Annotated in this window: 18 protein-coding genes and 1 pseudogene; 7 read left to right on the top strand and 12 right to left on the bottom strand. The window is 53.1% G+C overall.

All coding sequences use genetic code 11. The features are described 5' to 3' along the window. Positions 1 to 88: 88 nt before the first annotated feature. On the bottom strand, positions 89 to 925 hold the full coding sequence (locus AC0VXT_RS10620; RefSeq protein WP_475545412.1) for an alpha/beta hydrolase: 837 nt from the start codon (positions 923 to 925) through the stop codon (positions 89 to 91). A 247-nt stretch (positions 926 to 1,172) separates the two neighbouring features. Between AC0VXT_RS10620 and AC0VXT_RS10615 the strand changes: the two genes are divergently transcribed. Then, a complete protein-coding gene (locus AC0VXT_RS10615) occupies positions 1,173 to 1,853 on the top strand; it encodes a Crp/Fnr family transcriptional regulator (RefSeq protein ID WP_101300221.1) in 681 nt (226 codons plus the stop codon). Between the two features lie 292 nt (positions 1,854 to 2,145). After that, the gene (locus AC0VXT_RS10610) at positions 2,146 to 2,523 is read left to right on the top strand and encodes a DUF423 domain-containing protein (protein ID WP_475545411.1); all 378 of its coding nucleotides are present in this window, start codon (positions 2,146 to 2,148) and stop codon (positions 2,521 to 2,523) included. Positions 2,524 to 2,682: 159 nt separating this feature from the next. Here the strand turns inward: AC0VXT_RS10610 and rpmG are convergent, their stop codons facing one another. From rpmG to AC0VXT_RS10595, 3 genes are all read right to left on the bottom strand, one after another. Further along, entirely contained in the window at positions 2,683 to 2,850 is a 168-nt protein-coding gene (rpmG, locus tag AC0VXT_RS10605) for a 50S ribosomal protein L33 (protein WP_008890790.1), read from the bottom strand. Between the two features lie 94 nt (positions 2,851 to 2,944). Continuing rightward, the gene (locus tag AC0VXT_RS10600; protein ID WP_022730654.1) at positions 2,945 to 4,504 is read right to left on the bottom strand and encodes a S41 family peptidase; all 1,560 of its coding nucleotides are present in this window, start codon (positions 4,502 to 4,504) and stop codon (positions 2,945 to 2,947) included. Positions 4,505 to 4,643: 139 nt separating this feature from the next. Next, positions 4,644 to 5,024: a DUF983 domain-containing protein gene (locus tag AC0VXT_RS10595; RefSeq protein ID WP_276654608.1), complete on the bottom strand. Its 381-nt coding sequence runs from the start codon at positions 5,022 to 5,024 to the stop codon at positions 4,644 to 4,646. Positions 5,025 to 5,275: 251 nt separating this feature from the next. Here AC0VXT_RS10595 and AC0VXT_RS10590 point away from each other — a divergent pair, with 251 nt between their 5' ends. Beyond that, entirely contained in the window at positions 5,276 to 5,992 is a 717-nt protein-coding gene (locus AC0VXT_RS10590) for an Hpt domain-containing protein (protein ID WP_475545410.1), read from the top strand. Between the two features lie 88 nt (positions 5,993 to 6,080). On the opposite strand, the gene rnr is transcribed toward AC0VXT_RS10590, so the two are convergent. The 7 genes and pseudogenes from rnr to AC0VXT_RS10555 all read right to left on the bottom strand — a co-directional run bounded on the left by rnr (position 6,081) and on the right by AC0VXT_RS10555 (position 16,766). Next, positions 6,081 to 8,525, bottom strand: a complete 2,445-nt coding sequence (rnr, locus tag AC0VXT_RS10585) for a ribonuclease R (protein WP_475545409.1) — start codon at positions 8,523 to 8,525, stop codon at positions 6,081 to 6,083. A 48-nt stretch (positions 8,526 to 8,573) separates the two neighbouring features. Then, positions 8,574 to 11,218 (bottom strand): annotated as a pseudogene (gene topA / locus AC0VXT_RS10580) (type I DNA topoisomerase). A gap of 173 nt (positions 11,219 to 11,391) precedes the next feature. Then, positions 11,392 to 12,669, bottom strand: coding sequence for a DNA-processing protein DprA (gene dprA, locus AC0VXT_RS10575; RefSeq protein WP_475545408.1), 1,278 nt, complete (start codon positions 12,667 to 12,669; stop codon positions 11,392 to 11,394). Between the two features lie 59 nt (positions 12,670 to 12,728). After that, a complete protein-coding gene (plsY, locus tag AC0VXT_RS10570; RefSeq protein ID WP_412776396.1) occupies positions 12,729 to 13,397 on the bottom strand; it encodes a glycerol-3-phosphate 1-O-acyltransferase PlsY in 669 nt (222 codons plus the stop codon). A gap of 1 nt (position 13,398) precedes the next feature. Next, positions 13,399 to 14,721 (bottom strand): dihydroorotase, encoded by a 1,323-nt coding sequence (gene pyrC / locus AC0VXT_RS10565; protein WP_475545407.1) that lies wholly within the window; start codon positions 14,719 to 14,721, stop codon positions 13,399 to 13,401. Next, positions 14,718 to 15,677 carry an aspartate carbamoyltransferase catalytic subunit gene (locus AC0VXT_RS10560; RefSeq protein ID WP_475548575.1) on the bottom strand — a complete coding sequence of 320 codons (960 nt, stop codon included), beginning with the start codon at positions 15,675 to 15,677 and terminating at the stop codon, positions 14,718 to 14,720. The genes pyrC and AC0VXT_RS10560 overlap by 4 nt, the downstream gene beginning before the upstream one ends. Before the next feature lie 165 nt (positions 15,678 to 15,842). Next, positions 15,843 to 16,766 (bottom strand): AEC family transporter, encoded by a 924-nt coding sequence (locus AC0VXT_RS10555; protein WP_475545406.1) that lies wholly within the window; start codon positions 16,764 to 16,766, stop codon positions 15,843 to 15,845. Positions 16,767 to 17,016: 250 nt separating this feature from the next. On the opposite strand from AC0VXT_RS10555, the gene AC0VXT_RS10550 reads away from it, so the two are divergent. Beyond that, entirely contained in the window at positions 17,017 to 17,832 is an 816-nt protein-coding gene (locus AC0VXT_RS10550) for a VOC family protein (protein WP_475545405.1), read from the top strand. A 69-nt stretch (positions 17,833 to 17,901) separates the two neighbouring features. On the opposite strand, the gene ruvX is transcribed toward AC0VXT_RS10550, so the two are convergent. Continuing rightward, complete coding sequence (gene ruvX / locus AC0VXT_RS10545; protein ID WP_022730667.1) at positions 17,902 to 18,438, bottom strand: Holliday junction resolvase RuvX; 537 nt, start codon at positions 18,436 to 18,438, stop codon at positions 17,902 to 17,904. 294 nt (positions 18,439 to 18,732) lie between these two features. On the opposite strand from ruvX, the gene AC0VXT_RS10540 reads away from it, so the two are divergent. From AC0VXT_RS10540 to AC0VXT_RS10530, 3 genes are all read left to right on the top strand, one after another. Continuing rightward, on the top strand, positions 18,733 to 19,833 hold the full coding sequence (locus AC0VXT_RS10540; protein WP_276654588.1) for an ABC transporter ATP-binding protein: 1,101 nt from the start codon (positions 18,733 to 18,735) through the stop codon (positions 19,831 to 19,833). Between the two features lie 87 nt (positions 19,834 to 19,920). Then, positions 19,921 to 21,033 carry an extracellular solute-binding protein gene (locus AC0VXT_RS10535; RefSeq protein WP_475545404.1) on the top strand — a complete coding sequence of 371 codons (1,113 nt, stop codon included), beginning with the start codon at positions 19,921 to 19,923 and terminating at the stop codon, positions 21,031 to 21,033. Positions 21,034 to 21,231: 198 nt separating this feature from the next. Further along, a complete protein-coding gene (locus AC0VXT_RS10530) occupies positions 21,232 to 22,797 on the top strand; it encodes an ABC transporter permease (protein WP_475545403.1) in 1,566 nt (521 codons plus the stop codon). Positions 22,798 to 22,801 lie beyond the last annotated feature (4 nt).

Below are 22,801 nucleotides of genomic sequence, written 5' to 3'. Positions count from 1 at the left end.
AACCTTTTATCTGGTGAGACTTTAAATCCAGAGGTTGTTCATGCTTCCAGAATTTCCACAAAATGGAAAGCGCTTGTTTTCGCCGTTGTCATGCAGCGCTTTTGTTGCCTTTGCGACGTTCCTGAGTAACGAGTGTAACTTCAAGCCATTGCAGGATAGTTTCTGCAACCTTTTCCCAGTTTTTATCAAGCATCATGGCATGCGCGATATCATCAATCAGCGCATAGTCGGCGTTATAGCGTCGGGCGGTCCGATGGATCAGTTCGCTTTGGATGATCTCGTCATTGCGTGCGCCAAGAACAAGCATCGACGGTACTTCTGTGGGTGACAGGAAAACAGGATTTGCCCCCATCATGTCCATCAATGCTCGATGACTTTCGGTCTCGAGCCGCCCAAAATAGATCATCCCTTCATCTTCGGCGATGTCAGGCGATAGCATCGCACGCCCAAGACGCTCGCGCAGCAATGTATGGGGCCCGATGGCCTGTAACCAGAACATCTGGAAAAACAGATCAGGCTGGGCCATCGCCATCATCGCGTTGCTTGCCAAAAGTCCTTCTGGCGGGACGGATGCCAAAAGAACTGCCGCCTCGGCGGTATGGCGTTCAAGATATTTCTGAATAACATAGCCGCCCATCGAATGACCGATCAGGATAGGCTTTTTACCCAATGTCTCGACGATTTCTTCCAGATCCTCGACATAGTCGTCAATTGAAGCAAGGCTGCGCAGTGCGCGGCCTCCACTGCCGCCATGGCCACGAAGAGAGAAGGATATTGTTTCAAACCCCTGATCGGCAAACCAGGTGAGGAAATGCTCGTTCCAGCACCACGCACCGGTATAGGCGCCATGGACAAAAACGATTGGGTTTTTGCTTTTGGCTTTGCCAGTCGGGCTGCGGCGAAAGATTTCCAACTCGGGACTCATGGTCGGTCTCCTTGGTAATGGGACGGACGAAAGATGAAGCCTTGACTGAAAACGTCGATCACATGTTCGCACATGCAGCATGGATAAGTCTATCGTGATCTGGTTTCGAACATTTCAATGCGCAATGATTGTCAGTCTACCTTTGTTTGCATATGATCAAACTTGATACTGCAATGGGGTGGGCCTTCCTGTTTAAGACAATGGGCTGTTCTCATAAAAACAACACAAAAGCGAAAAGCACGGACACATGGTTAAATTATCTGTCGTCGGGATTTTGGCGGGTTTGGACGAGGAGGCGCTTACTGATGTGGAGCGCCACATTAACCGGAAAAACTTCTCGGCCGGGGCGCAAATGATCGAACCGGAAGCCGACAGCTCCGATGTTTATCTGATCCTGTCTGGTCGGGTGCGGATCGTGAATTACTCGCTGTCCGGGCGTGAGATCACGCTTGAAGAAATCGGTGCGGGTGGCTGTGTCGGGCAACTTTCAGCCATTGATGGACAGCCAAGGTCGGCCTGTGTGTTTGCCGTGGACGATACGGAAGTCGCCATCCTAAGTCCGGCCAATTTTGAAACGGTTGTCAAAAGCCATCCGTCGGTCGGCTGGAACGTCATTCGCGAACTTGCGCGCATTGTACGCACATCCACACGGCGCATTGTCGATGTCAGCACCCTTGGTGCCAACGAACGGGTGGTTGCCGAAATCATGCGCCGTGCACAGCAAGTCTCAGATGATACAGGCGCCGCAGTATTGTCACCGGTGCCGGTGCATTCCGAAATTGCCGGACGTGTCAGCACATCGCGTGAAACGGTGGCCCGCGTTATGGGCAGTCTTGGCCGCAAGGGACTTGTGAACAAGGTCGATAACGGCCTGCATGTTCCCGATGTGCGCCGACTTGAAGAATTCCTGAGTGAATCCATCCACTAAGCTGTGATCTGTTCTGGCTGGGGGCTTTGAATGAGTGTCTCGGATGGACAGCCATCCTCGAAAATTATTTTCTAATTGTGATGGTTGTCACAGAAATTCGATGATCGCGGGGGTAGTAATAGTCTTGTGACGGACATTTAGATTGTTCGACACATCTCCCCCAAGAGAGTTTACTGGCCGTACATTTTTATGTACGGCCATTTTTTTTGCGTTATCGCATGGCTGTTTTCCCAAACGCCCGGTAATGTCGCGCATGACTTTCATGGCGTAGCCAAGCAGGAGAAAACCCACCATGCGTATGTCTGTTATTCTGGCGGGGCTGAATGGCGCTATCGCGGTCGGACTGGGCGCATTTGCCGCCCACGCGATGACCGGAAGCGACATGGACTATGCGCGCGGTCTTGTTGAAAAGGGCGCACATTATCAATTGATCCATGCCGTGGCCCTTGTTGCAATCGCGGCAGTTGTTCGCCAAGTGCCCGATGAAAAGCTTTTGCGGGCTGCTGCCTATGCCATGCTGGTTGGCATCGTGTTCTTTTGTGGCGCGCTTTACGTGATTGCGTTTACCGGCTTGTCAGTTTTTGGCGCCGTAGCACCCATTGGGGGCATCGCATTTATTGTCGGCTGGTTGTTGCTTGCTGTGGCTGGGTACCGGCAGTTTTCGTCTTAGGCGACGTGCGGGTGTTGGGAGGACGTAATGGTCGTCCTTTAAATGTGGATGCCATTCAGCTCGATCTGGCACAACCTTCCGGGACCAATAAAAAAAGACGTGCCCAGAAGGACACGTCTTTTTTAAAGTCTGAGTGCAATCAAGTTCCGAAGAACCAGATTACTTCATTTTCGCTTCTTTGAACACGACGTGCTTACGCACGACGGGGTCGTACTTGCGAAACTGGAATTTCTCGGTGGTATTCCGCGGGTTCTTCTTAACAACATAGAAGTAACCGGTATCTGCGGTGCTTACCAACTTTACGAGGATCGAAGCGGGCTTCGCCATGTCTCTGCATCCTGTGTTCAGGTGTATCTCAGGCGCCGGAACATAAAGGTTATCGACAGACTGTCAAGCCATTTTGGCAAAAAATAATGCATTTTTACTCGACGTTAAAAATGTCCGCGATTTCCTGTTGTCCAGCAAAGACGAGCGTCCTGTAATAAGGGTGGTTTTTGATCAATTCAAGGGCAACTTCAACGTCAAATCCCGTGCCATGCGTATCGGCCGGGCAGACGTCCCGAAGCTCTCGCCGTGTTGCTTCGTCCTGATAATCAAGACTGCGCCACTTTGTCATGATCTTGGTGATCTGATCGTGATGGGCCAGTGCATTTGTTACTTGATCGGACGCATTGATTTTCTGCGTCGCCGGTGTGCCCGTACAGACCGCCGGGAACAGACCAATTCGATCAAACGTGTAGCCAGAAGGTGCCGTCATGCGTGACCACGTGAACGTCAGCGTACCTTTGTTAGGAAGATCGTTGATGGCCTGAACAGAACCCTTGCCAAAACTGGTCGATCCAATCAGCACGGCGCGATTGCGATCTTGAAGTGCTGCTGCGACCAACTCCGCCGATGATGCCGTGCGCCCATCAATCAGGACCACAAGGGGGACACCAGAACTGACATCACCTGTTTCAGCTTTAAACACATGGCGTGCGGCCATCACGCGAGAAAACGTGTTGCCAATGGGACCGTTTTCCAAAAACAGGTCGGCAACCGCCACACCCTGCTGCAAAAGGCCCCCACGGTTGCCACGAAGGTCAAGGATGACCCCTTTGAGCCCGCCAGGACGTAATTGAGCCGTTAGAAGGCTGTCACCAAGGGCAGAGGCCGTCGCATTGTTAAAACTGCTCAGGCGCGCAATCAGCACATTGTCGCGAAACTCGGTAAAGACTGTCCGGTCAATCACTCGTTCACGCACAATCTCCATTGGGATGATTTGTAGTGAACTGGCGGTATTGACCTCCATGCGCACACTGCTGCCTTCTTCGCCATGCAAAAGGTCTGCTGTGAACTGGCTGGTCTGGCCATACATGTCATCGCCATTGACTGAGATGATCTCATCACCCGGATGCAAACCGGCCAAATCGGCTGGACTATCAGGATGGACCAGTTTGACCACAGGGTATCCTTCCCCGCCAATCACACGGACCCCGATCCCGATATAGCCATCACGACGGTTGCGCGCCGTTTCAGCCTGCTTTGGGCCTTCATAACGGCTGTAGCGATCCAGATTGCGGATCGCTCCGCTGATCAGTGCGGATTGAATGTCGAGTGTCGAACTGGAACGCAAATCCGGCGAATAAGCCCGGTATGTACTCAGTCCCTTGATGGTGATCTCTGACCACACCATCGGGCTGCCGCCACTGTCGGGCGTTTTGGGAAGCTCGATGGTTTGCACCGTTTGCGTGCCATAGTTCAGAACAAGGTCATCAGGGGTAATATTTACCCGAATGTTGTTATCCAGATCAGAAAGGCCATCAAGTGTGTTAACCAGAATCTGTTCACGGCTGATCGGATCAATATAGCGTGTCGCAACCAGTTCAATGGTCTGGTTAAGCAGATCTCGCGTTTGCGGATCATCAACTGATGTTATTGCGGGCTGGTTGGATGTGGCACATGCTGCTTGCCAAAGACAGGCACCAACAAGTACGACCATACGCAAATGTCTTCGCGGACGGCACGTCAAAGAGCAGGTGTCGGTGATTGGCAAAGCAGCTGTAACCAATTAAATGTTCCGGTTCAAATAAAGTGCCAAGAGGACTAATTCTAAAGGAAAATCGCCATCAGGCCAATGGCTATCCTTTGATCCCCATGGCCCACTGCGTGCCCAGAACAGCTCCCTTGACGAAGGGCAGAATGCCAAGGCACAACACAACCGTTGTTGGCAGCCAGACAACCAATTGAAGTGTCATCGATGGGCTCATGGATTGTTCCATGGCAAGGGCGCCTGACACAACAATGTGTCCCACCAGAAAAATGGTGAAATAGGGCGGGGCATCGTCACAGCGGTACTCGCCAATCGGATGTTCGCAGACGTCGCATTCAGATCGAAGTTTAAGATAGCCGCCAAAAGCAAAACCTTGGCCGCAATTGGGGCATTTGCGGCGAAAACCACGGCGCAGACCTGTCATTAGTCGGCTGCCGCGGCTTTGGTGTGGGGCGTGCGCGTCGGTCATGGGGCGAGAACTCCAGTTTCTTTTTTGCCCCCTTGATCCGGGGGCTAAAAAGGGGCATTGAAACGTCAAACCATCATCATGATGTTCAATAGCGTAAGCAAGAGAATTCGTGCCACCCAATTCAGCTCCTGCGCGAACTAAAGATTATTGAACGTTATCAAATACCTGCCAAAGGAGTTGCCCAATGGGAAATGCTGACGATATCGTCGCCAGTCTTAAACAGGACTTCATTGAGGACACCGTGGACCGGGTTGAACCGGATTGAAACCACAATTGATCGTATCGCAGGTGGTATGGATGAAGCCGGACCGGGGATTGCCGAATTGCGCCGCGAAGCCCACACCGTTAAGGGACTTGCGGGATCATTCGGCTTCCCACTGGTTGGGGCAATTGCCCATCGTCTGGAAGACTACATTGCCGAATTGACCGAGATTAATGATCTTGAAGCGGCTTCCCTTGTCGATTTCACCAGTTGGATCCGTGAGATCATTGAAAGCGGGACCAACCCGGCTGCTGATGAAGAAACACGTATTCTGCGCTCTCTGCCAACCCGCAGCGCCAAAGCTGACGAAGAGGGAGCAAAAGATACTGCGGTCACGGCCAATGACAAGGAAGTCCTTTTGGTGACGGCGACGGCTGTACAGGCACGTTTTCTGCAGCGCGAGTTGCGCGAAAAGGGTTTCCGCACCATCACGGCACGCACTGCTGTCGAAGCATTTGAAACCGTTGTGCAATCACATCCTGATGCCGTGATCACAGCCGCCGTTCTTGATGGATTAAGCGGTATTGAATTGATCCGTGCACTGGCTGCGATGAAAACTCTGGCCAATAAAAAACTTGGTTTGCTGACAAGCTTCGATGCCGGTCATCCCGACCTTGAAGGTTTGCCGGGCAATGTTGCGATTATCAGTAACCGTGGCAAACAAACGGCCGACCAACTTGCAAAATTCATCGATACAATGATGTAAGCAATGTTTGTAGGAACTAGACAGATGCGAAAAAGGGCGGCCACCTAAACGGGCCGCCCTTTAAACGTCTTAATAGATGTCTTGGGTCTTATTGCGGTTTGTCACCGCGTTTTGCGTTGCTGCGTGCAACGCGATCGGATGCGACCATTTTACGCTGCTTTTTTGGGGTTGTTTTCTTTTTGCCCCCGGGCTTGGCCGGACCTTTCCCCTTGGACTTTGTCGCTGACGTCCCACCCGGACCAGCGGCATCACGGGGGCCGGATCGGAATCCTGGCTTGCTGCCATGACGGTGGCTGCGATCCCCCGGGCTGCCGCGGCGGTTTTGCTGGCCACGACGGCCAGTGCGTGGGCGTTCTTCCAGATCGCGTGCCGTGATATCGGCATGTTCGGCCAAACGCAGTGCCAGCGATCCTGTGGCGGCGTCTGCATCGGCAATACGTACGACAACCTGATCCCCCAGACGGAACGTCTTGCCACGGTTTTGGCCAACCAATGCGTGGTTGGCGGGGTCGTGAACGTAATAGTCGTCGGGCAGGGTGGAAATCGGTACCAGACCATCCGCGCCGGTTTCCTGTAACGAAATGAACAGACCAAAATGCGTGACGCTGGAAATCTTGCCGGGGAATTCGGCTCCGACCTTGTCGGACATGTAGGCTGCAACATACCGGTCAACCGCGTCGCGTTCTGCCATGGCTGCACGGCGTTCGGTGCCGGAGATGTCTGCACCGATTTGCTCAAACCGTTCCCCTTCTTCAGGCGGCAGGCCACCTTCACCAAGTTTCAGTCCGGCAATCAATGCGCGATGAACCAAAAGATCGGCGTAGCGGCGGATCGGGGATGTGAAATGCCCGTATTTGTTCAGCGCCAACCCAAAGTGCCCGATGTTGTCGGGGCTATACATCGCCTGTGACTGACTGCGCAATACCACGGTATTGATCAGTTCGGCCTCTGGCGTGTCTTTGGCTTTTTCAAGGATCTGGTTGAAATCACGTGGGCGCAAAACGGCTGCCTTATTCAGCGTATAGCCAGCCCCTTCAAGGAATTCACGCAGCGCTTCGAGCTTTTCCTCGCTTGGTGCATCGTGGATACGATACATGCAAGGTTGCTTGATGCGCTCAAGTTCCTCGGCCGCACAAACGTTGGCCGCGATCATGAACTCTTCGATCAGCTTGTGGCTGTCAAATCGGGCACGCGGTGCAATGGCAACGATCTGACCCTGTTCGTTCAGTTCGATCTTGCGCTCGGGAACGTCAAGTTCCAGAACGCCACGGCGCTTGCGGGCCTGTAGGAAGGCATCAAACGCGCCATAAAGCGGTTTGATAACCGTATCAACCAGCAGACCCGTCGTATCGTCTGGCTGCCCATCCACGGCGCGTTGAACCTGATCATAGGTCAGACGGGCCGCGGACCGCATCATTCCGCGATAGAATTTATGCCGAAGCTTATGGCCATTCTTGTCGAGCCACATTTCCACGGCCATACAGCCACGGTCTTCATGGGGAACAAGCGAACACCAACCGTTTGACAGTTCAAACGGTAACATCGGCACCACGCGGTCAGGGAAATAGCAACTGTTGCCGCGTTTTACCGCCTCGCGGTCAAGCGCATCGCCCGGACGCACATACCAGGACACATCGGCAATCGCCACCATAAGGTGCCAGCCGCCTTCGTTTTCCGGGGCGGTGTCGGCTTCGGCCCAAACAGCATCATCAAAGTCACGCGCATCGGCGCCATCAATGGTGACAAGCGGGATGTCGCGCAGATCTGTACGTTTGTCCATCGGCGTTGCCTTGGACTCACGGGCCTGTAATTCGACTTCTGGCGGGAATTCAAATGGAATGCCACGCGCATGGATCGACACAAGGCTGATCGACTTTGGTTCGTTGATGTTGCCAAGAACTTCGGTGATGCGGCCTTTGCGCAATCCGAAATGTTTGCCCGGCAGAATTTCGGTTAAAACCAGCGCACCGGTCTCAAGATCGGGATGATCATCAAGTGGCACCGCGATCTCGCCGCTATCCTTGCGGTCTGTCGGCACAACACGGCCTTCGCGCTCGTTCGGTCGATAAAGACCCAGAACGCGTTGAGGACCGCTGCCCAGAACCTTCATGATGCTGGCTTCGTAGGTTTGCTTGCCGGTATAGCGCAACTTGGCAAGGATTTTGTCACCAACGCCCGGTGCACTTGGTCCACCGCGACGGATCGACTTGACTGTGATCTGTGGCGGTTCGTAGTCGTGCTTCCAGACATTTGGCTTGGCAAGAACTTCGCCGTCATCATCAATGCCGGTGATTTCAAGAACATCGACCGGGGGCAGGCGGTCTGGTTTATCAAACCGTTGACGTCCCTTGACGACGTCACCACCGATATTCAGGTCTTTGAGGACTTTTTTAAGCTCAATTTTGGCCGCACCTTTAATGTTAAAGGCGCGCGCGATCTCGCGCTTACCGACCGGGGTCGGGCTCATGCCGATGAACTCAATGATTTCTTCCCGTGTCGGGAAGTGCTTCTTATCGTCTCTATCGTTCGCCAACTTTGCGGCGTCCTTTCAATCGTGTCGCCCGAAAAAGGAAGGCGGCGATTACGTCGCCGCCGCCTTTTTCGTGGTTGTCTTTTTCGCTGCAGGTTTCTTTGCAGCTTTCTTTTTAGCGGGGGTCTTCTTCGCCGCTGTTTTCTTCGGAGCCGCTTTCTTCGCCGTGGCTTTGGTGGTTTTGCCCGACTTGGCTTCCTTTTCCTTAATCGCCTTGATCGCCATCTCCAGCGTGATGTCGTCACGTTCAACGTCGCGGATGTTGGCGATGGTCTTTTTGTGCTTCACAAACGGACCCCAGCGACCAACGGCAACGAAGATCGGTTCATTGTCGTCAGGATGCTTGCCGATCTCCGTGCCGGCCTTTTCACGTTTGTCCGCAATCAGGGTAATGGCGCGGTTTTCGCCAATCGTCAGGACGTCATCATCGGCCTTAAGCGACGCAAATATGCTGCCTGCCTGAACATAGGGGCCGAAACGACCAACATTGGCTTTCATTTCTTCACCGGTATCAGGATAAATCCCGACCAGACGCGGCAAAGTCAGAAGCTCCTCGGCTTTCGACAGGTCAACGACCGACGGTTCCAGCCCCTTGGGCAAGGATGTCCGTTTTGGTTTGACCTTTTTGGGCTTGCCGTTTTTGCCTTCGACTTCTTCTTCTTCGCCAAGCTGCACGTAAACGCCGTATGGGCCTTTGCGCAGTGTAATTTCCTTGCCGGTTTCCTTGTCAACGCCAAGGACCTTTGGTCCGGCATCAAGTTCGGAATCACTGCCGTTTTCATTGGCAACCAACGGACGGGTGAAATTACATTCCGGATAGTTTGAACAGCCAAGGAAGGCGCCAAACTTACCCAGTTTCAGGCTCAGCTGACCATCTTCGCATTTCGGGCATTTATGTGGATCTTTGCCGTCTTCGCGGGTCGGGAACAGATAGTTTTCCAGCATCACCTGAAGTGCATCAAGTACTTCGGTGATTTTAAGTTCCTTGGCTTCGTCAACGTTGCCTTTGAACGAAGACCAGAAATCTTTCAGAACATCTTTCCAGGCCAGATTGCCCATCGAGACTTCATCAAGCTGGTTTTCAAGGTCGGCTGTGAAGTTGTACTGCACATAACGTTCAAAGAACTTCGACAGGAACGCTGTGACAAGTTCGACCACGGTCCTGCGCGACAAAGCGACGACGTTCGAGCAAGACATAGTTACGGTCCTGCAACACTGAAATGATCGACGCATAGGTTGACGGACGGCCAATGCCGAGTTCTTCCATCTTCTTGACCAGGCTCGCCTCGGTATAGCGGGGCGGGGGCTGGGTAAAGTGTTGATCAATGCTGACTTTGCCAAGATCGGGTTTCTGACCTTCTTTTAACGGCGGCAGACGGCGGTCTTTTTCATCGTCTGAATCATCATCCTTGCCTTCCTGATACAGTTTCAGGAAGCCGTCAAACTTCACGACCGAGCCATTGGCACGCAAAACAACGTGATTGTCATTCGATGACAGATCAACCGCAACCTGATCAAAACGCGCGTCTTCCATCTGACAGGCGACGGTCCGCTTCCAGATCAGGGTATAAAGGTTCAACTGATCTTTATCGAGGTGTCGCGCCACCTGATCGGGGCGGCGGAACAGATCGGTTGGACGGATGGCTTCGTGGGCTTCCTGCGCGTTCTTGGATTTGTTAGCAAAGCTGCGCGCATTTGCGGGCAGATACTGATCACCGTAATCCTTGCCGATCAGGCGACGTGCCGCGGCCAATGCTTCTCCCGACAATATGACGGCATCGGTACGCATATAGGTAATCAGACCAACGGTTTCGCCGCCAATATCAATCCCCTCATACAGGCGCTGGGCAAGCTGCATGGTGCGCTTGGCCCCAAAGCCAAGCTTACGCGATGCTTCCTGCTGCAAGGTTGAGGTGGTGAAAGGCGGCTGCGGACGGCGTTTAACGTCTTTGCGCTCAACCTTGGAAACCGTGTAACTACGCGATTCGACTTTTTCCTGCGCAATCTTGGCGGCGTCTTCGTTGCCAAGGGCAAGTTTGTCGAGTTTTTCACCATTCAAATGGGTGAGGCGGGCCGAAAAATTGCCCTCCGGGATCGTAAACCCAGCTTCGAGCGACCAGTATTCATCGGCGCGAAATGCTTCAATCTCGATTTCGCGTTCGCAAATCAGACGAAGTGCGACCGATTGCACACGGCCAGCCGACCGTGAACCGGGCAGTTTGCGCCACAGAACCGGCGACAGGTTAAACCCGACGAGATAATCCAATGCGCGGCGCGCCAGGTAGGCGTTGACCAGCTCTTTATTAAGCTCACGCGGATTGGCAATTGCCTCGGTAACAGCCTTTTTGGTGATCTCGTGAAACACGACGCGATGGACGTCACGCCCACGGAGCAATTTTTTCTGCTCAAGCACCTCAAGAATGTGCCACGAAATGGCTTCACCTTCGCGATCCGGGTCAGTCGCGAGATAGATGGTGTCGGAGTTCTCGCGCTGCCGAAGCAATTTCACGGATCTGTTTTTCAGATCGACCGTCTGTTTCCCAGATCATCGAAAAGTCGTTGTCGGTATCGACCGAACCGTCTTTGGACGGAAGGTCGCGGATGTGACCGAAAGAGGCCAGCACCTTATAATCATCACCGAGATATTTGTTGATCGTCTTGGCTTTGGCCGGGGATTCGACGATGACAAGATTTATTACGTTTTTCGTGTCCGGTTCTTGCGCCCGAAGGCGATCATTATGTTGTGCTTCGAATAATCCGAATAATCCGAATGAGCGACACATATATAGTGTATCGGGAGTCCAGACCAGATTGCGCAAATTGCAGCAAATCACAACAATATTTGTCACGCCTGATTTCGACGCGACTCTCATTTGGCGATACGCGATACCCTATTTCCGGGGTGACGTTCAACCCTTCCTGCAAGTTCGAGTTCAATCAGAATGCTCGAAATGCTGTTTGCCGGAAGCTCAGACGCTCGAATAAGGTCATCAATCAGAAGCGGTGTGGTCGATAAAAGATCAAGAACTTTGCCACTATGATCCGCATCGGTGTCGGTGGGGGATGAATCCCCCAGTTCGTTATCAATTTCAATGCTTTGTGACGGTTCTTTTGATCCGGAATTTTCCGCATCCTGAACAATCGATTGTTCGATGTCATCATACCGCGCCGGATCGCTATTTGCCTCAGGGCTGCGTGCGTTCGTGTTAAATTGATGAAAATCTTCAAAAAGGTGCGTGTTTTGCGTCGCATCACGCAAAGCATCCAAAATCACATCCGCAGAGTCGCATAATATTGCGCCATCCCGGATCAGGCTATTTGGGCCTGCTGCTCGCGGATCGGTTGGGGAGCCGGGAACGGCAAACACATCGCGTCCCTGTTCACCGGCAAACCTTGCCGTGATCAAGGATCCGGAGTTGCGACCCGCCTCAATCACAACCGTTCCATATGACAGGCCGGAAATAATGCGGTTCCGCCTTGGGAAATGACGCGCCTGTGGCTGTAAACCGGGCGGCATTTCAGAAATAACACAGCCCTGTTCGCACAGTTTGCCATAAAGATCGCGATGTTCGCGTGGATAGATAACATCAACCCCGCCGCCCAGAACGGCAATCGTGCCACCATTCGCTTTTGGATCGGCCTTAAGGGCCGCTTCATGGGCTGCCCCATCAATGCCGCGCGCCATGCCTGACACCACAACATACCCCGCATCACATAGGCTGTGGCTAAGCTTTCGGGCAAATCCGCATCCGTTTGCCGATGCATTGCGTGCCCCGACCAGCCCAATCGCAGGGCGGGCTAAAAGCTCAACACGGCCGATGGCATAAAAATAAGGTGGGGCATCTTCGATCCGGGCCAGAAGGGCTGGATATTCCGGGTCGCCCCAAATAACCGGTTTTGCCCCGCATTTTTGGGCCAGTTCGATTTCCACAACCGTGTCGTTCCTGCTGGCCAGAACGATTTTGCGAAATCCTTTAGTTTTGGCAATGATGTCAGGCAACTGTTCGATCGCATCACGGGCCGTGCCAAATCGATCAAGAAGTTTGCGAAATGTGATCGGGCCAATATTGCTGCTGCGCGCCAGTCGTATGCGCGACAGACGTTCAGATTGCGATAATCGCGAAGGTTGCTCATGATCAAAAAGCATAACGCCCGGATTGTGCTCATCCGGGCGTTAATTCGTCAAGTACTTCAAAAGACTGTCGCTCAGCTCGCTTGGATATCTTCGTCCTTGTCGCCGTCTGCTTGTGCGTCTTTTTTCTTTTGCCCGATTTTGGGTTCTTCACCGCGCAGAAGGCGTCTGATGTTGGCGTGATGCGCAAGCCAGACAATCACCGCCAAAAACACGCCAAGCCATCCAGCACCCGGATCATTGGCAATAAAGAAAGCGGCAAGTGGGGCTGCGATCATCGCAATCAGCGCCGAAAGCGATGAGATGCGGAATATCAGCGCCATCACCAGCCACGTAAGTGCTGCGCAAAGCCCCATGATCCAGTTTACGGCAGCAAGGGTTCCAAGGGTCGTGGCAACACCTTTGCCGCCCTTAAACCGTAGCCAGACCGGGAACATATGGCCAATCACGGCGGCCCCACCGGCAAAGATGCCCTGTTCGACGCCGACAAGGTGGGTGAAAATCAGAACTGCAAACGCACCTTTGCCCGCGTCCCCAATCAGGGTCAGGAAGGCAAGGCCCTTGCGTCCGGTGCGTAAAACGTTGGTTGCACCAATGTTGCCCGAACCGATTTTGCGAATATCACCAAGACCGGCCATGCGGGTGAGGACAAGGCCAAACGGAATGGACCCCAGCAAATAACCGCAAACGGTTGCCACCTGAAGCGACATCAACATTGCTTTGTAGGTTGCATCAAGTTCCATCTCAGGCACCTTCCGTAAAGACTTCGCGGCCATCAATCAGGGTGCGCAAAACGCGGCCCTGCGTCAGACGACCATCAAAGGGCGAGTTTTTTGATTTGGACTGGAATTGGTAAGGATCAATTTTCCACGGACGGTCCGGATCAAAGACCACAAGATCCGCAGGCGTTCCTTCTTCAAGCGTGCCAGCCCCCTTGATACGGACAAGCGCTGCTGGAACACGGGTCAATTTCGTGATGACCTCAAGCAGTGATATATGCCCGTTGTGATAGAGCTCAAGTGCGATGGGCAGCAACGTTTCAAATCCGACACCACCGGCGGCGGCTTGCGCAAAGGGCAGGCGCTTTGAGTCAACATCTTGCGGATTATGGTCCGATGCTATGGCATCAATCGTGCCGTCAGCCAGCCCCGCAACAATCGCCTGACGATCATCTTCGGATCGAAGCGGCGGGGACAGTTTGGCAAATGTGCGGTAATCGGACACCGCATTCTCGTTCAAGGCGAAGTAGAACGGCGCGGTATCACAAGTAATTTTCAGGCCGCGTTTCTTGGCCTTGCGGATGACGTCAACCGATTCACCAGTCGAAATATGGGCAAAATGCAAACGCCCACCCGTCATTTCAACCAAACGCAGGTCACGCTCAATCTGAATAACCTCGGCCAGGGGCGATACACCCGAAAGTCCAAGGCGGGTGGCAAGTTCGCCACTGTTCATCGCCGCCCCCCTGGAAAGTTCCGGTTCCTCGGGATGCTGAACAATCATGCCGTCAAAGAAGGTCGAATAGGCCAGCGCCTGACGCAAAAGGCGTGCGCTGGCAATTGTTTGAATGCCATCGCAAAAGGCAACCGCACCAGCCTGATGCAATAGGCCAAGCTCGGTAATTTCCTTGCCTTCAATGCCTTTGGAGACCGCGCCATAGACAAAAACTTTTGCCAACCCAACCTTGCGCGCGCGCCGTGCGATAAATTCCACACCCGCCACGTCATCAATCACCGGATCGGTATTGGGTAGGGCGATGATGGTTGTAATGCCACCAGTGGCCGCCGATTTTCCAGCGGTTTCAATGGTTTCCTGATGCTCAAACCCCGGTTCGCGCAATTGCGCGCGCATATCCACCAGTCCGGGGGCGAGACATGCTCCGTTCAAATCAGTGACCTGATAACCTTCGGGCACGGTATCGGCCGTAACATCTGCACCGCTTTTAAGGATTTTATCGTCGTTGATCAGAATACCACCAAGGGTATCGGTCTGTTTTGCTGGGTCAATTAGGCGGGCATTTATAAATGCCTTTTGGCCAGCGCCTTTGGCGCGAATGGCGGGGCTCATGCCTGACCTCCCATCGTTCTATGGTTCTGGACAAGCATTTCAAGTGTTGCCATGCGGACGGCAACCCCCATTTCGACCTGTTCGCGAATGACCGACCGTTCAACGTCATCAGCCACTTCACTGTCGATTTCGACACCACGATTTATTGGGCCGGGGTGCATGATCAGCGCATCGGGTTTGGCATTTGCCAGTTTGGCGCGATCAAGCCCATGGAAATGGAAATATTCACGCACAGACGGAATGAAACTGCCTTCCATGCGTTCAAGCTGAAGACGCAACATCATGACGATATCGCAGTCTTTCAGGCCTTCTTCCATGTTATGGAATATTTCAACACCCATCCGGTCGATCTTTGACGGGATCAAGGTCGGTGGGGCCACAAGGCGCACCCGCGATCCCATAGTGTTGAGCAACAAGATATTGGACCGTGCCACGCGTGAATGGGCGATATCACCACAAATAGCAACGTTGAGACGATGCAGGCGACCTTTGTGGCGACGGATGGTCAATGCATCCAGTAACGCCTGTGTCGGATGTTCATGGCGACCATCCCCGGCATTCAAAACCGCGCAATTGACCTTCTCGCTGAGCAATTTGACAGCACCACTGTCGCCATGACGCACGACAAGCGCGTCCGGGTTCATCGCATTGAGTGTCATTGCCGTATCAATCAGGGTTTCACCCTTTTTGACCGAACTTGTTCCAACCGTCATGTTGATGACGTCCGCACCAAGCCGTTTGGCGGCAAGCTCAAAGGATGTCAGGGTACGGGTGGAATTTTCGTAAAACAGATTAACAACCGTGGCACCGGCCAGAATATTGCTGGTCTTGTCAGCAGAGCGGTTCTTTTCCGCGTAATGCTGTGCCCGATCAAGAATAAGGGTGATTTCCCCGGGGGTAAGACCCTCGATGCCGAGGAGGTGTGGGTGCGGATAATGATCCGCCGCTGGTCCCATGACGCTCATGGCGTTGCACATTTCCCTTGGGTGATCCTAGAAGAATTTCGCGCGGAGCATACCCAATTGGCCCGGTCACGAAAAGGTAAATATTGCGCTGTTATACTGCCTGTTTCCTGACTGCATGGTCAAGTTTTCGGGCTGGTTGCGTGGGCAGGGCCTGCGTTAAACCGCATGTACCAGAATGGCAATGATTGGCATGCTGGCGATGGCTACTAATGTGTGGACACTAATAATACTGGCCATCATCGGCGCATCTCCGCCCATCAGGCGCGCCAGCACATAAGCACTGGCCGAACAGGGCAGGGCGGCATATAGAACAACGGCTGCCATGTCGGTCGTGGGCAATCCCAAAGCGATGCAAAGCCCTGCGGCGATTGTCGGGCTGATTGCCAGTTTTCCAATTGTTGAGATACCAACGGGAATGCCTGCCTGCCGGGCTGCTGTCAGATCAAGTCCGGCTCCAACCGCAAGCAAGCCTATCGGAAGGGCTGCCCGGCCAAGAACCTCAAGAAACGGACCAATGACCGGGGGTAAACCAATCCCGATGACGTTCACAAGGCTTCCGAGGACACAGGCCATCAACAGTGGGTTTTTGCCGACATCGCGCAGCAGCGACAACACACCCGGTGTGCGGTCATTGTCGCCCCAATGCGCGCAGGCCAGAACCGAGATAACATTGACGGTCGGCACCACGAGTGCAACGCAAAGGGCGGTCACCGTTAATCCGTGCGTTCCCAGCAAGGCGGCTGCAACGGCAAGGCCGATATAGGTATTGGGCCGAATGGCCCCTTGCACCAGCGATGAAAATGCCGCCGGGCTGACTTTAAGTACCGGTTTGACTGCAAGAATTAAAAGCGTACAGATCGCAATCGTCCCCAGCATCGCCCCGGCAATCCCGAGCAGCGGTAAGCTGCCAAGGTCGGCCTTGGCCGTATTGGAAAACAGCAAGGCCGGGAAGGTCACAAAATAGGTCAGTTTCTCCGCACCCGGCCAGAACGTATCAGGCAGAAAGCGCCGTTGACGTAAAACATACCCCAGAATGATCAGGGCAAATGTCGGCAGCAGGGCGGAAAGAATGGCGATCATCAAATGTCTTTCAACATAGAACTGCGAGGGATGCTTGTCTTTCGATCAGCAGTCTGGAGCTTGATTTACGATTGTAAAGCAACCACTTGCTCTAAGGAACTGGTTTGCAGAATATGATCTGACCGTGAGCCAGTTGTGCTTTGCTGATGATATCAGACTGTGATAGTCAGCACAGGGTTCATAATGCTGACAATGTACACTGATTTCAATTGAAAGCGTTTTCTACGCCACCACCATAAGGGGTTACCAAATGCCGCGCGCGATTGATCATCTTGTTTTGTGTGTAAACGATCTTGATGCCGCAATTGCCGTATATACCGAGCTTGGCTTTACCGTAACCCCGCGTGCGATCCACCCGTTTGGGACCGGCAATGCGCTGATCCAGCTTGATGGTATGTATATCGAATTGCTGTCGGTCATTGAGCCAGCCAAGATTGCCGAAACCGATCTGGCGTCGCCATTTTCCTTTGCCATTTATAATCGTGACTACCTGCGCCATCGCGAAGGCATGTCGATGCTGGCCCTGCAATCACACGATGCGGAAAAAGATCGCGAAGATTTCATTGCCGCCGGGGCCGCCGTGCCGCGCGTCTTTCATTTTGAACGCGATGCCAAAACGCCACAGGGTGATGACGTTGGTGTGGCATTTGCGCTGGCATTCGCCAATCATCCGTTATTGCGAAATGCGATCAGTTTCGTCTGCCAGCACCGCCATCCACCTCAGAATTTCTATTTCCCCGAATATCAGTCACACGAAAATACGGCCTGCACGATTGGCAAGGTCTTCTTGTCGCATTGGGCTGCGGATGCCGTGCGTGAATTCTATCAAGGCATTGATGTCGATGGAGTGATCGAATCCCTGCACGGCGATGAGCTGATCGACAAATACGCCATTGACGATCCAAACTTCCCAACGGACGGGTTCGCCGGGTTTGAGCTGATTGTCGATGACATGTCGCGGATTGCGCATGCGGCCAAATCGCTGGGGGCGATCTATAAAAAGGATCAACTGATCCTGCCGCCCTCGAAATTCTTTGGTGTGATGGTTGTGATCACTGCCAAATAAAAAAGCCGCCTGAAATATCAGGCAGCTTTCAATTTGGTCTTACGTCGCTTGTGCTTGGGGCGGGGGCGTTTATGCCTCGTCGCCCTCATCATCAAAATCGTCTTCTTCTTCATCGGGTACGGCATTTTCGCCCGGATCGGTATGACGGTTAAGGTTATCAAGCGCACCTTGCAGGATATAAGCGGCCGCCGTTTTATCGACGACTTCCGCGCGACGTTTGCGCGTCATATCGACTTCTTGGATCAGGATGCGCTCAACCGCATTGGTAGACAGGCGCTCGTCCCACATCAAAACGGGCAGGTCGATATATTTTTCCATTTCGTCGATGAACGCGTAAACCCGATGGCAAGCTTTCCCAATCGTGCCGTCAAGCTCACGCGGGAAGCCAATGACAATGCCCCCGACATTCTGCTTGGTCACGATTGATGAAAGCTGTGCAACGTCGCGGGTGAATTTCTTCCGCGAGATCAGCTCATAAGGTGATGCAATCTGCAGCCCGACATCTGAAAGGGCCACGCCAATGGTTTTGGTGCCGAGATCAAGCCCCAAAACGCGCGCTGCTGGTGTCAGGCACCGCAGCAATTCCTGTGTATCATTGCAAATCATGGCGACCTTATAGGTTCGTTGGCGATAAAATACCAGCGCAAAGCAATCATGTTGCCCATCCGTGAACGCATAGCAGGCTGCACCCCTGGCAGCAGTCGATAATGCTGCTTTTGGTGTAATCTTTGTGTGGTTATGTCGCAATGCTTCTATATTTGGTGTTTCTTTAGGTTGAACTGAAGCAGCTTGTTTGTTCTAATGTGTGAATTCAAAATTTGAGCAAAACTGAAAACAGCACAAAATTTGTGCGAAAACGAAACTCAAAGTGAATGAAGATAAAACAGGGGGTATTTGGGCTTGACCGACGGTGCATCTAATGACGCGTTTGTTGAATTTGAACGCGTACAGAAAAGCTACGATGGCGAAACGCTTGTCGTGAAAGATCTCAACCTATCGATGCCAAAGGGCGAATTCCTGACGATGCTTGGCCCGTCAGGGTCTGGCAAAACGACATGCCTTATGATGCTCGCAGGTTTTGAGACAGCCACACATGGCGACATTCGCTTGGGCGGTATTTCCATCAATAATATCCCGCCGCACAAGCGCGGTATTGGTATGGTGTTTCAGAACTACGCACTGTTCCCGCATATGACCATTGCCGAGAATCTTGCGTTCCCGCTAGAAGTTCGCAAGCTTGGCAAGGCCGAGCGTGAACAGAAGGTCAAAAGGGCACTCGACATGGTCGAGATGGGCGATTTTGGTGGTCGCCGTCCGGCACAATTGTCGGGTGGACAGCAGCAACGTGTCGCTTTGGCGCGCGCACTGGTGTTTGAGCCGGAACTGGTTCTGATGGATGAACCGCTTGGCGCACTTGACAAGCAGCTGCGTGAAAAAATGCAGTTTGAAATTACCTATCTGGCGCATCAGTTGGGCATCACCACCGTTTACGTGACCCACGATCAGACCGAAGCCCTGACCATGTCAGACCGGGTTGCCGTGTTTGACGATGGCCGTATTCAGCAGCTTGCGCCGCCCGATAAGCTTTATGAAACACCGGAAAACAGCTTTGTCGCCCAGTTCATCGGTGAAAACAACACGCTTGAAGGTGTTGTCAAAGAAATCAAGGGTAATACTTGCGTGATTGAGCTCGATGGCGGCGAAGTCATTGACGCCGTACCGGTCAACGTAAGTAAAGTCGGCGAGCGCACCCGTGTGTCGATCCGCCCAGAACGCGTTGAATATAACCGGGATCGTCTCCACGAAGATGCCCACACACTCAAAGCCGAGGTGCTGGAATTCATCTATATGGGTGATATTTTCCGCACACGTCTGCGTGTGGCCGGGAACGACGAGTTTGTGATCAAAACAAGAAATGCACCAGATCAGGTACGTCTGAAGCGGGGCCAGCAGATCGAAATCGGCTGGCTTGCAGAAGATTGCCGCGCACTAGACGCGTGACGATCAGACTTTAGGCAGAAACAGGATTGGCACGCCCGGGTGCCTTCCGAAGTCAATAGTTCCGGGAAACAATCAGGGAGCATAACTATGCAACTTTTAAAGACCCTTTCAGCGACGACACTGCTTGTCGCAGCCAGTGGTACGGCTTTTGCCGCCGATATGGCTTCGAACATGACGCTGGTAAGCTGGGGTGGCGCGTATCAGGCCAGTCAGGTTGCGGCTTATGCCGAGCCATACAAAGCCATGAACCCAGATGTTACGATCACCTGGGACGAAAGCTCGAACGAGGCCGTTGCCAAACTGCGTGCGATGAATGAAGCCAACAACGTCACTTGGGATTTGGTTGATGTTGTTGCTTCTGACGCGTTGCGCCTTTGCGACGAAGGTCTGGCAATGGAAATTGATGCCAACGAGCTTCTTGCGCCAGCACCTGATGGCACATCGGCCGAGGATGACTTTGGTGATCTTCTGGTCAGCGATTGCTTTATCCCGCAGATTGTGTATTCCACGACCGTTGGTTATCGCACCGACATGGTTCCGGAAGGCACCGCTGCACCGACCGATATCTGTGCAATTTTCGATACCGAAACATACCCGGGCATGCGTTCGCTCGAAAAACGCCCGATCAATAACATGGAATGGGCACTGCTTTGCGACGGTGTTGCCAAGGACGAAGTTTACGACGTTCTCGGTACCCCGGAAGGTCAGCAGCAGGCACTTGATAAGCTCGCAACTATCAAGGACGACGTGATCTGGTGGAGCGCTGGTGCAGATACGCCGCAGCAGCTTGCTGATGGTGAAGTCTTCATGGGGTTGACCTACAACGGTCGTCTGTTCTCCGCGATTGTTGAGCAGGATCAACCGATTGGTATGCTTTGGGATGCACAGGTCTTCGATCTTGACGGTTGGATCATTCCGGCCGGTCTGCCAGAAGATCGTCTTGCCCGCGTGAAGGATTTCGTTCGCTTCGCAACCGACACGCAGCGTTTGGCTGACCAGTCCAAATATATATCTTATGGCCCGGCACGTGCGTCTTCGGCTCCGCTGGTTGGCAAACATGCCACACTGGGTATCGAAATGGCGCCGCATATGCCGACCGATCCGGAAAACAGCAAGAACACGTTCCTGTATAACTACGAGTTCTGGGCTGATTACCGCGATGATATCGATGCCAAGTTCCAGGCTTGGTTAGCTCAGTAAGAGCTAATTGGAAGGGGGCCGCCTGCGGCCCCCTTTTCCCATTAAAGTGTGACCAATCGATATAACAGACCGACAAAACGGCGGGCTGACGGGGGCGTGATGAGTGATACGACACAAGAGTTAGTGCTGGCAGCGGATGGCAGGCCACTAAAACAGAGCTTGCGACGGGCTTTAATGCGGCAAAAGATACGAGCGCTGATGCTGATCGCGCCACTTTTGCTGTTCGTGGTTGTGACCTTTGTCGTTCCTATTTTGTCGATGCTTTTCCGCTCTGTTGAAAACGACATCGTGCCCGACACAATTCCCGGCGTTGTAACCGAACTTGCCGAATGGGATGGTTCCGCCGGGCTGCCGCCGTCCGAAGAAGTTTTCCGCTACCTTTATCTGGACCTGTTCAAGGCATCAGAAGCCAAACAGCACACCAGATTAGGGACGCGCCTGAACTATGAAAAAACCGGACTGTCTTCCTTGTTGCGCACCACCGGGCGTTCGCTCGATGACGTTGGTGAAGAATGGCAGGATCCGCTCGAAGATATCGATGCGAATTTCAAGGACGGTGCGTTCTGGTACAAAATGATGTCTGGCACCGACGGCGAAGATCTGCTTGAGGAGCGCCGCGATCTTTGGGCTGCAATGGTTGGCGAAAGCATGGGCGGGGATGTCGGCTTTGTCCCGTCAGAGCAGGTTGCTCAGATGTTGCCCTGGACCACGCGTGCCTACACAGATTTTGCGATCTGGACCGCGATCGAGGAAGAAGACACCGTTGCCGAGGAAGACCCTTGGGAATTTGTCTATGGTGCCTTGGGGATGGATTTGACCACCCCCGAAACTGTCACCGCGATCCAAAGCTATACCGGGCCGGGGGCTGAGGCCTTAAAAGCAGCGGCGGCTAATGTCGGCCAACTGCCGCAAACCGGCTTCCGCGAAGCCTTCGCAGCTGAGAATGAAGACTGGCTGTCGCCTGATGTCTGGGCCACGATCAAGCTCTATTCATCGAGCATGACGTCAGGCTATTTCCTCAATGCGGTCGATATGCAATTGACCCCGGACGGGATCGAACAGAAACCAGAAAACCAGCAAATCTATACTCAGCTGTTTATGCGAACACTTGTGATGGCACTCATCATTACGGCAAGCTGTGTCGTTCTGGGCTACCCAGTTGCGTGGCTGCTGGCAAACTTGCCAATGCGCACGGCCAGTATTCTGATGATCCTTGTTCTTCTGCCGTTCTGGACATCGCTTCTTGTTCGGACCTCTGCATGGAAAGTCCTTTTGCAACAACAAGGGGTTATCAACGAAATCCTTGTTTGGCTTGGCTTTGTAAATGATGCTGATCGTTTGATCCTGATGAACAATGCGACCGGTACGATCATTGCCATGACGCATATCTTGCTACCGTTCATGATCTTGCCGCTTTATTCGGTGATGAAAACCATTCAGCCGAGCTACCTTCGGGCGGCCAAATCACTTGGTGCGACCAACTGGACCGCATTCTGGCGGGTTTATTTCCCCCAATCGGTGCCGGGTATTGGCGCGGGCTCGATCCTGGTCTTCATCTTGGCGATTGGCTATTACATCACGCCGGAAATTGTTGGTGGCACAAGTGGTGTCTTTATCTCAAACCGGATTGCTTATCACATCTCAAGTTCACTCAACTGGGGCTTGGCGGCAGCATTGGGTTCGATCCTTCTGGTGGTCGTGCTCGGTCTGTACTGGTGCTATGACAGGATTGTCGGCATTGATAACGTGAAGTTGGGGGGCTAAGGGC

The sequence above is a fragment of the Thalassospira sp. Z349TD_5 genome, from assembly GCF_056173045.1.
The sequence above is the reverse complement of the archived record's forward strand: the minus strand, read 5'-3'. Positions and strand labels throughout refer to the sequence as shown.

What these genes read in the sequence shown, in the direction of transcription:
- AC0VXT_RS10620 (WP_475545412.1), bottom strand. Translation starts at nt 925, where the DNA reads ATGAGTCCCGAGTTGGAAATCTTTCGCCGCAGCCCGACTGGCAAAGCC.
- AC0VXT_RS10615 (WP_101300221.1), top strand. Translation starts at nt 1,173, where the DNA reads ATGGTTAAATTATCTGTCGTCGGGATTTTGGCGGGTTTGGACGAGGAG.
- AC0VXT_RS10610 (WP_475545411.1), top strand. Translation starts at nt 2,146, where the DNA reads ATGCGTATGTCTGTTATTCTGGCGGGGCTGAATGGCGCTATCGCGGTC.
- rpmG (WP_008890790.1), bottom strand. Translation starts at nt 2,850, where the DNA reads ATGGCGAAGCCCGCTTCGATCCTCGTAAAGTTGGTAAGCACCGCAGAT.
- AC0VXT_RS10600 (WP_022730654.1), bottom strand. Translation starts at nt 4,504, where the DNA reads ATGGTCGTACTTGTTGGTGCCTGTCTTTGGCAAGCAGCATGTGCCACA.
- AC0VXT_RS10595 (WP_276654608.1), bottom strand. Translation starts at nt 5,024, where the DNA reads ATGACCGACGCGCACGCCCCACACCAAAGCCGCGGCAGCCGACTAATG.
- dprA (WP_475545408.1), bottom strand. Translation starts at nt 12,669, where the DNA reads ATGCTTTTTGATCATGAGCAACCTTCGCGATTATCGCAATCTGAACGT.
- plsY (WP_412776396.1), bottom strand. Translation starts at nt 13,397, where the DNA reads ATGGAACTTGATGCAACCTACAAAGCAATGTTGATGTCGCTTCAGGTG.
- pyrC (WP_475545407.1), bottom strand. Translation starts at nt 14,721, where the DNA reads ATGAGCCCCGCCATTCGCGCCAAAGGCGCTGGCCAAAAGGCATTTATA.
- AC0VXT_RS10560 (WP_475548575.1), bottom strand. Translation starts at nt 15,677, where the DNA reads ATGGGACCAGCGGCGGATCATTATCCGCACCCACACCTCCTCGGCATC.
- AC0VXT_RS10555 (WP_475545406.1), bottom strand. Translation starts at nt 16,766, where the DNA reads ATGATCGCCATTCTTTCCGCCCTGCTGCCGACATTTGCCCTGATCATT.
- AC0VXT_RS10550 (WP_475545405.1), top strand. Translation starts at nt 17,017, where the DNA reads ATGCCGCGCGCGATTGATCATCTTGTTTTGTGTGTAAACGATCTTGAT.
- ruvX (WP_022730667.1), bottom strand. Translation starts at nt 18,438, where the DNA reads ATGATTTGCAATGATACACAGGAATTGCTGCGGTGCCTGACACCAGCA.
- AC0VXT_RS10535 (WP_475545404.1), top strand. Translation starts at nt 19,921, where the DNA reads ATGCAACTTTTAAAGACCCTTTCAGCGACGACACTGCTTGTCGCAGCC.
- AC0VXT_RS10530 (WP_475545403.1), top strand. Translation starts at nt 21,232, where the DNA reads ATGCTGATCGCGCCACTTTTGCTGTTCGTGGTTGTGACCTTTGTCGTT.